Raw genomic sequence first — 9,358 nt, 5'->3', positions numbered from 1 at the left:
TCTTCTTTGGGTGGATTAATCACGTCATAAACCGCGGTAAAATCCATATCATGCATACCACGCGCAACGCATAAGCCAATCAACTCTTTTACACTCGCTACGTGGTGAGCATTAAAACCCAGTTCGTCCGCTTCCTCCAGAAACAGTTTCAAATCCCTTTCCAGATGCCTGCTTGGCAGACTGGAGCGGGAATAATCCCGGCTTAACAATCTTGGCAGCTTCTGGTCAAACATAGGCGAATAAAATGGTGTCGCCCGCAGGAAATCCATGAATTGGTCTAACTCCAGCCTTTGCTCATGAATCAAACTTATACTGGCTGCAAAAGCACAAAAAACCGATGCCGATATCTGATGTAATGCCAGTTTATAAGTTACCGCATCCCCCACTTCACCGATATAAATTACGCGACTGGAAATATTATCCAGCACAGCCCGAGCCTGTTGGTAATCCTGTTCAGAGGCACCAACCAGTAGTTGTAAACTTCCATTCGCAACATCATCGACACTGCCCATTGCTGCAACTTCAACATAATTGGCCTGGTGCGCCTGAAAGGCATCCATTAAAGCCTGGCTTCTGGAGGCATTTACCGATCCAAAATTTATGACCATTCGACCATGGAGTTCATGCGCCCAGTCCACATCAAATAACACCTCCTGCAGTGCTACTACATCCGATAAAACACACACAATAGTCTCTGCGCTTTTAATTGTTTCTGCAGCGGAAGACTTAACCAGGGCTCCGGCTTCCGCCAGCGCCACGAGTTTTTCCGGTGAACGACTCCAGGTATTGAGCTGATATTGTTGGGACAATAAACGCCGGGCAATAGCCTCTCCCATTGCGCCAAACCCAAACATGGATAGCATTTTTGACATCAAATAGAATCCTTCACGTAATCTTCAGGTGTTAAGTATAATGCAGCCATGGACAGTTTACCGAAAGAATTTATCGAAAGGTTGAAGCAGATTATTCCTGAAGCTCATTGGGATAGCGTGTGGAATAGCTTTCATACTATCAAGCCACTGGTACTACGTATTAATACGTTACGAACCAATAAAAACTCTGTAGAAAATGCGTTAAGCGAACTGGCAATACCATTTCAACAGATTGCCTGGAAAAGCGATGCCCTGATTGTGCCACCCGAGTATCGGTCCAATGTATTGAGTAGTGACATTTATCAGCAAGGTTTGCTCTATAGTCAGAACCTCACCAGCCAATTGGCGCCTGTAGTCCTGGATCCACAACCGGGTGAAGAAATTCTGGATATGTGTGCGGCCCCAGGTGGTAAAACATCTCAAATCACCTGCATAATGCAGGACAGGGGTCGTATTGCCGCTGTTGAAAAAGTCAAAACGCGATTCTTCAAAATGAAAGCCAATTTTAAGACCTTGCAACATCACTCGATACATACTTATCAATCCGATGCTGTTGGTTTATGGCGAAAAACACCGGAACGCTTCGATCGCGTTTTACTGGACGCGCCCTGCTCCAGCGAGTCTCGATTTCAGGCTAATAATCCTGACACTTATTCCCATTGGAGCAAACGCAAAATCAAAGAAGCCTCGCGCAAGCAAAAAAAACTCATTTATTCTGCCGTAAACTGCCTGAAACCTGGCGGCACCCTGGTCTATTCCACCTGTTCATTCGCACCCGAAGAAAATGAAGCAGTGGTTAACCACATCCTGGAATCGTTTCCACAACAACTGTTAGTAGAACCAATCCATGCCCCTGTGCAGAATACTCAAGCTGGATTAACGCATTGGAACGGTAAAGCATTCAGCCAGCCGCTGAAAAATTCCTTGCGAATTCTGCCCAACGAGCAAATGGATGGATTTTTTATCTGTAAACTTCTTAAAACTGGATCAACAAGAATGAGTAATGACGGGAGTTAGATTGTTTATTTTTACTTTATTTATTATCAGGCGCTCTTTATTTCTTGCATCTTTGTCCGTTCAATCACTGGAATCGCAATATCCTGAAAGGAGAACATTGAGTAACAGGTTGTTGTTTGCATCATGCCAGTCAAACGAATGTATTTAAGCGCTTCCCTGAAATTCAATACCAATTGGGTATCTATGTTATACATTGATGCCGGCACGATCTTATCGACAACTGTTGCTCGAACAATAAGCGGCAGGCCGTTTATGTTACTGCGTTTTGAGAGAACAATAGAGAGAGGCGAAAGAGAGAGGTAAACTTTTGAAGTGCTATCAAGCGGAATATTAACTTGCCAGCTTTTTCTCAGGCAGGTTTGGTTTATCTTTATTTGAACGCACAGCGTGTGCCGGTAAACTGACATGGCAGGTGGTACCTTTTCCAGGGGAACTTTGAATTGTTATGGTTCCACCCAGCATTTCGCAAAAACGTTTGGTAATAGTCAAGCCTAACCCGGTACCCTGGTATTGTCGTGTCATTGACAGGTCAACTTGCTCAAATGGATCAAAGATTCTGCTTAATTGTTTTGATTCGATTCCAATTCCGTTGTCACTAACCTGAAAGCTAAAAAAGGAAACTCCGTTTTCAATAGCTGAATTTACATTTACAGAAACTGCACCATTTTTGGTGAACTTATTGGCGTTACTGACAAGATTCATTAAAATTTGCTTAACTTTTACGGCATCCGATTCCATGGTAAATGAAGCAGTCTGATAATTGACGTGAATTTTATTTCCATTCTTTTCTGCAAGCGGAGCAATAATGCCAACCACAGAGTCTACGAGCTCATTGATCTGAAATTCAGTATTGCTAACCTGCATTTTACCCGCTTCAATTTTAGAGAGATCAAGCACTTCATTAATCAGGTTCAACAAATGCGTTCCTGAAACAAGAATTTTGTCACAGTCATCAAGCGCGGCAGCAGGCGTATCATTATCGTTCAACTCCTCTTTGATTAACTCACTGTAGCCGATAATTGCATTTAATGGCGTGCGAAGTTCATGACTCATATTTGCAAGAAACTGGCTTTTACTCATGTTGGCTTTTTCTGCCTGCTCTATGGCAAATTCCAGCTGGGTATTAGCATGTTCGATCTCCCTTAAATGTTGTTCACGATCATCCGAAGCTTGTCTGTTACGACGCACAATTAACAGGGCCACAAGTATGCCAATAAAACCGGCTGTAGTAGAAAATACAATAATCCATAGCCTGGTGGAGCGATAATTTTTTTCTGTTTGCTTGATCGTAAAATCCGAGGCTCTTTCCTGATAGTTGTATAAGTTAGTTAACTCTTCCATTACCTTATTTTGAAATGGAATAGCTTCATTGGTTAGCAACGCATGCGCCTTTTCCATTTCATCGGCATAAATGTAATCCACTACCTGGTTTTGCAAAGGAACCGCCTGGCCTGAATATTTACCTTGTGCCGCAAGGATATCCTTCTCTTCTTTACTTAGTTCACTTTGCAGAAGCCTCAGCCTTGCTCGAACAAACGCAGCTCCATGCTTGTTAAACAATAGATACTGGTCGTCTTTATCAAAAGGATCGTCAAAAAGAATCATATTCGACAGGCACATGGTTCGGGCCCTGGCGGCGTTTCGCATTTCTACCACCAAACGCATTTTTTCCCGGTGAGTACCAATGATTTCATCAAGATCATCCTGTATGGAACCCAATCCCCACGTCAGGGCCGCCATCGTTAACAACGCAACAATAGAAAACATGGCACCAAACCCGATCAATATACTGAGTTTGCGGCTGTTCAATACAGTGGGCAGCACATTGACAGGAGAAAATCGAGATGAATTATCTGCGTGCATAATCGGAAATCTTTGTTTCTACAAAGCTATCAGGATTTTAGCTCATATATATCGAAAAAAAATTAAGATTTCAATATTTTATCGGATTTAGTGAGTTGCTACTTTAATATACAATTCACTGGCTTGCGCACCAAAAAGCCAAATGTAATCGCTATACTATTCAACATGTTAAGAGCATTATGGCTTTATTTGTAGACAAAAATATAGCCGCATTAACGGCTACTAATGCAGCATTTATTCTTCACATAGTTTGTTTATTTCAGTTATTGCGAGGGAAATTGGCAAAAGAGGGGGAAAATTCTCGTTTTAGTTGTTGTTAACCCGGTACAGTCGGTGTGTCCCATACCCGGCAGATAACAAAACTAACTCAGGATTTTTCTTTTTCAGTTTGTCCATGCGGCTTGCGTAAACGTACGCCTAATTCACGTAACTGGGTTTCACTTACCGCTGAGGGTGCGGCCGTTAACAGGCAAGCCGCTGTTTGCGTTTTAGGAAACGCCATCACTTCTCGAATAGAAGAAGCGCCTGTCATTAGCATCACCAAACGATCCAGTCCAAAAGCAATACCACCATGCGGCGGACAGCCAAATTTTAAAGCCTCTAACAGGAACCCGAATTTCTGCTGTGCTTCTTCGTCGCTAATACCCAGTAAACGAAATACTTTTTCCTGCACGGGTTCGCGGAATATACGTTGCGATCCACCGCCAATTTCCGATCCATTAAGAACCATGTCGTACGCGCGAGATAAACACTCACCAGGATTATCTTCCAGCTTGTCAATATCTTCTTCTCGTGGCGCGGTAAACGGATGATGCAATGCACCCCAGCGGTTTTCCTTTTCATCCCATTCAAACATCGGAAAATCGACAACCCACAAGGGACGCCAACCGGCTTCCACCATTCCAAGGTCCTCGCCCAGCTTAACGCGCAAAGCACCCAGTGCTTCGTTAACAATTGTTGCTTTGTCTGCACCGAAGAAAATCAGGTCACCATCTTGCGCTTCCGTCCGCTCCATAATGGTACTGATAGCTTCATCAGGCAAGAATTTAAGGATGGGTGACTGTAAGCCATCGCGACCCGCATGCACATCATTCACTTTTATATAGGCCAGTCCTTTTGCACCGTAAATACCGACAAACTTGGTATAGTCATCAATTTCTTTACGAGTTAATTCACTGCCATTTGGCAAACGCATTGCCGCAACACGACCGTTCGGATTTTTTGCGGGACCGGAGAAAACTTTAAACTCCACATCCTGCAATACATCGGCAATGTCAACCAGTTCCAGTGGAATTCGTAAATCAGGTTTATCAGAACCGAACCGCTGCATGGCCTCGGCGTAACTCATCTGTGGGAAGGGATTCGGTAAATCCACATCAATTACTTTCTTAAACAGCGTACGGATCAAGTCTTCCACCGTTGCCATCATTTCATCTTCTTTAATAAAGGCAGTCTCAATATCCAGCTGGGTAAATTCAGGCTGGCGATCAGCACGTAAGTCCTCATCACGAAAACAACGCACAATCTGGTAATAGCGATCCATACCAGACATCATCAGCAACTGCTTAAAAATCTGCGGCGACTGTGGCAAGGCAAAAAAAGCTCCGTTATGAGTACGGCTGGGAACCAGGTAATCGCGTGCACCTTCGGGTGTCGCCTTGGTCAGCATGGGTGTTTCAATATCAAGAAAACCGGCGTCATCGAGAAAATCCCGAAGAACGCGAGTTATCTTCGCGCGGGTGCGAATGCGTTCCTGCATTTGCGGACGACGTAAGTCAATGTAACGGTAACGTAATCGATGTTCTTCTGAGACTTCGTGGTCTTCGATATCCAGCTGGAATGGCGGTGTTTCGGCGCTGTTAAGAATATCCAGTTCCAGCCCCAAAACTTCGATCATACCTGTGGGCATTTCAGGATTTTCTGTACCTTCAGGACGACGACGAACACGGCCCTTTACGCGCAACACGTATTCACTACGAACTCGCTCAGCCGTTGCAAACGCCTCCACTGTATCAGGATCATAAACCACTTGCGCAATACCTTCGCGATCCCGCAAATCTATGAAAATAACCCCACCGTGATCCCGGCGGCGATGCATCCAGCCGTAAAGGACTACTTCCTTGTCGATATGGGATTCATTCAAATGTCCACAATAGTGGCTGCGCATAACTGATTTTTCCTTTAGTTTCCTGACGATATTACTGAGAACCGGGAATGTTACGGATTGACCGGATTGAATGCAACCGGGACCAGGGGATATTTGAAGCTACTTCAATCCTCACAGCTGCCGCCAACATCTTACGGCCAGCTAATCTACTGATTCTAATATATTTTTCATGTCGGCAGCGAATTAAGCCGGCCTTGTTGGATTACCGCTACTTAGCGCCATTACCCGATGACTTGCTGGCAGTTGTGGAGCTCTTGCTACCACTGTCACTGTCTTTTTTACCCGACGACTTGGACCCCTTGGCCGCTTCACTTTGCGCCAGGTTTTTCTTTTTACCACTCTTAAAATCTGTTTCGTACCAGCCGCCACCTTTCAGTCGAAAGCCGGCTGCAGAAATCAATTTTTTCAATTCAGGCTCTTTGCAGTCCGGGCATTCCGTCAAAGGATCATCACTAACCTTCTGAATCGCCTCCAGGCGATGACCGCAGGCTTTACATTCATACTCATAAATCGGCATCGGTACACCTTCGTAACTGTTTCATGTAACTGTCATACTTATGTTGCAATAATTAGCCAAAATGGCCATTGAACTATGGGGCTTTAATTCCATAATTAAAGCCCCGTGAAACAAGACTGAATATTGGAAAATTAGCTAAAAATTACCACTAAATACTCTATATGTAACCACTAAAATGTGCGCAGCATTATACCGCCTCACAATAGCAATATCAGCCAAAATTGCTGCTACAATCGACGTTTTTTCATAATTAGAGGTCTTAAAACCATGGCACCAAAGTTGTCGAATGTGGATGTTGAAATCACACCTGAAAACAAATGCAGTTTCTGCAGAGGATCACTCTGTTGCAACTATATTACCCAGGAAATTAACACGCCACGCTCTATGCATGATTTTGATCACCTGTTATGGCAAACCGCCCACAACGATGTGCAAATTTATAAAGATGATGGCGACTGGTACTTATTAGTAAATAATAAATGCAATTTTTTGCAAGCCGATGGAAGATGCGGTACCTATGAAACACGACCAATGGTTTGCCGTGAACATGACAACGACTACTGTGAGTTTGATGCTCCAGCCGAAGAAGGCTTCGACCTGTTTTTTGACAGCTATGAGTCTTTATTAAGTTTCTGCAAAAAACGATTCAAGAACTGGGACAATCGATTTGATAAACTGAAGTAGTACTGACTTCCGCCAATTTGACAAATTATTTTATAAGATATCGTTTGGCTTTCTTACTTAACAGGAATTTGATAACTAGACTTGCACAGATTATATAAATAAACGCCAAATAGTCATATAAACCAAACTCTAAAACTTGCCCATAAAATATTGGCAGAAAAGTTGAGTGATAGAGCCATACCAGACTCCCAAACAATGCATAGAAACACAACCCAACGGTATATAAGATTACCTGGGATCTACGATTTAGTATGCCCCAACCACACCAGGCACCTACACCAACGACAGCACCCTTTAAAACAATTTCAACGGTATTATGTGATTGCAACGCAGTTAGCCCTACCATTATAGAAAAGAACCAGCAAAACAATACCGTTAATCTAAGTGAATATACGGTGATCCTGTCAATCCGCCCCACTCTCGCCTCCGCGACTATACGCAATATGCTCTGGTAGTTACAGGAGTCGTGTGGCACAGGAACACTTATGCCACTTTCTAGCTAATGAGTTGGTCCGTTAGTATTCGTCAATTTCGAAATTTACAGGCAACCAATATCATTATTTGAGCAAATCAAATACCCTGTAACTAATTGATTATCAATTGTTATAATTGTATCAGATGAAGCCCCTGGGAACCGTTTATTCTCAATGAGAATATGCTAGTATCTCACCTTAATCTGGCAATCAATCTGATCAATTATGTTAAGTTGCATGTCGGTGTAGTTGTCGGTAACAATCAGCAAATAACCAGTTAGCAGGAATATAATCATTACATGGAGTTATGATTTGCTTAATCATGTTTGTGGTTAATCACAAAGACACGACTAAGAAAAATTGGGGTGCATAATGAGCAATCGTAACCGTTTCATTCAAACACAACGTATCGTTTTCATTTTAATAGCTTTACTTTCTTCATCAATTGTTAGCGCGGATCTAATCCTCACCGCACCACCTCGCGAAAACCAGGCTAAAGGCAACGAATTATATGGTCCGCTCGCCGACAGACTGAGTGAGTTACTAGGAGAAAAAGTCGTTTACCAGCAACCGAAAAGCTGGGCAGACTACGCGAACAAAATGCGCGACGGCTATTATGATATTATTTTTGATGGTCCACACTTTGTAGCGTGGCGGCAGAAGAACCTGAAACATAAACCTGTAGTATCTCTGCCTGGAAACCTGGAGTTCTACATTGTAGCTGAAAAAAGCAATCAGCAGGTAAACACGGTTCGTGATCTGGTAGGCAAGAAAATTTGCGGTATGCCTTCACCGCACCTGGCTACTGATCTGATTTATGACATATTTAAAAACCCGGTTCTGCAACCCATAATTTATGAAGTTAAGGGTGGCCAACGCAACTCATTTCAGGCTTTCAAAGATGGTAAATGTGTAGCAACCATTTTCCGCACTACACTCTACAAACGCTTACCGGACGAACAGAAAAAGGATTTAAAAATTATCACCAAAACCCGCCGACTTCCCAACCAGACGATTAGTGTTAGTCAGCGACTACATAACCAGGCCGATGCAATAGCTGATTTTCTCATTTCAAAAGATGGGGCAATCACGGCTGATAGCCTGCTTTCACGTTATAGCAAGCGCAAAAAACAGTTTATAAAAGCAAAGCCGGAAAAATTCGTTGGCGCATCTGATATGCTGGAAGGCGTGGTCTGGGGCTGGTAATTTTCTAGAATTTTAATTCATAACCCGCTTAATTGAACACCGGGAATGACATAAAAAGGAGAGACGCGATAAAACCAGGGAGAGGGTCAGAGAAAGGTAGGTCTTATCTTGTTTTATCGCGTCACTCAATCGAAGAGACTTCATAAACCATAAAAAAACTAAATCATAAAAATTCGGCGCAGCACACGCTACTGTAATGAACTTCCTTGTCACGATCATTCCATAAGCTTTCTACCGACTTATCCTTTTCCTTTCGTTCAGCCAAATGTGAACAATCAATAATCCTGTTAAGCATCATTTTTAGCAGCTTGACAAAATTCATTTCCAGGATATTTTCAAAATCAGCTTAATCTTGAAAGTGTATGTAAAGTTTAGGTGATAATAGTGACAAAATGTTGACGGAATTGTGTAATAAATGTGGAGAATTAAGTGTAGAAAAAATTGGACTGAAAATAGTTTGCGTATGACCTATAAATCCACTTTGTAACCCACCCCATATACAGAACGTATAACGCTCTCGTCCGGATCTACAACCTCAAGTTTTTTTCTTAGTTTTTTA

7 protein-coding genes are annotated in these 9,358 nt (G+C 42.8%); 3 read left to right on the top strand and 4 right to left on the bottom strand.

Annotation, left to right across the window (positions count from 1 at the left end; all coding sequences use genetic code 11):
• A partial coding sequence (locus ACWVCM_RS03065; RefSeq protein ID WP_455200238.1) for an NAD(P)-dependent oxidoreductase occupies positions 1-872 on the bottom strand: 872 nt, incomplete at its 3' end.
• Between the two features lie 48 nt (positions 873-920).
• Here ACWVCM_RS03065 and ACWVCM_RS03060 point away from each other — a divergent pair.
• Positions 921-1,889 (top strand): RsmB/NOP family class I SAM-dependent RNA methyltransferase, encoded by a 969-nt coding sequence (locus ACWVCM_RS03060; protein ID WP_455200237.1) that lies wholly within the window; start codon positions 921-923, stop codon positions 1,887-1,889.
• Positions 1,890-2,219: 330 nt separating this feature from the next.
• On the opposite strand, the gene ACWVCM_RS03055 is transcribed toward ACWVCM_RS03060, so the two are convergent.
• The 3 genes from ACWVCM_RS03055 to ACWVCM_RS03045 form a co-directional block, all read right to left on the bottom strand.
• Complete coding sequence (locus ACWVCM_RS03055; protein WP_455200236.1) at positions 2,220-3,752, bottom strand: ATP-binding protein; 1,533 nt, start codon at positions 3,750-3,752, stop codon at positions 2,220-2,222.
• Between the two features lie 367 nt (positions 3,753-4,119).
• Positions 4,120-5,919, bottom strand: coding sequence for an aspartate--tRNA ligase (gene aspS, locus ACWVCM_RS03050; RefSeq protein WP_455200235.1), 1,800 nt, complete (start codon positions 5,917-5,919; stop codon positions 4,120-4,122).
• Positions 5,920-6,127: 208 nt separating this feature from the next.
• Positions 6,128-6,436, bottom strand: a complete 309-nt coding sequence (locus tag ACWVCM_RS03045; protein WP_455200234.1) for an FmdB family zinc ribbon protein — start codon at positions 6,434-6,436, stop codon at positions 6,128-6,130.
• Between the two features lie 267 nt (positions 6,437-6,703).
• Here ACWVCM_RS03045 and ACWVCM_RS03040 point away from each other — a divergent pair, with 267 nt between their 5' ends.
• Both ACWVCM_RS03040 and ACWVCM_RS03035 read left to right on the top strand, forming a co-directional pair.
• The gene (locus ACWVCM_RS03040; protein ID WP_455200233.1) at positions 6,704-7,120 is read left to right on the top strand and encodes a YkgJ family cysteine cluster protein; all 417 of its coding nucleotides are present in this window, start codon (positions 6,704-6,706) and stop codon (positions 7,118-7,120) included.
• Positions 7,121-7,965: 845 nt separating this feature from the next.
• Positions 7,966-8,799 (top strand): phosphate/phosphite/phosphonate ABC transporter substrate-binding protein, encoded by an 834-nt coding sequence (locus tag ACWVCM_RS03035; protein ID WP_455200232.1) that lies wholly within the window; start codon positions 7,966-7,968, stop codon positions 8,797-8,799.
• Positions 8,800-9,358: the final 559 nt, after the last annotated feature.

The sequence above is a fragment of the Kaarinaea lacus genome (genome assembly GCF_975902315.1).
Note: the sequence above shows the minus strand (reverse complement) of the source record. Positions and strands in the feature narration are given on the sequence as shown.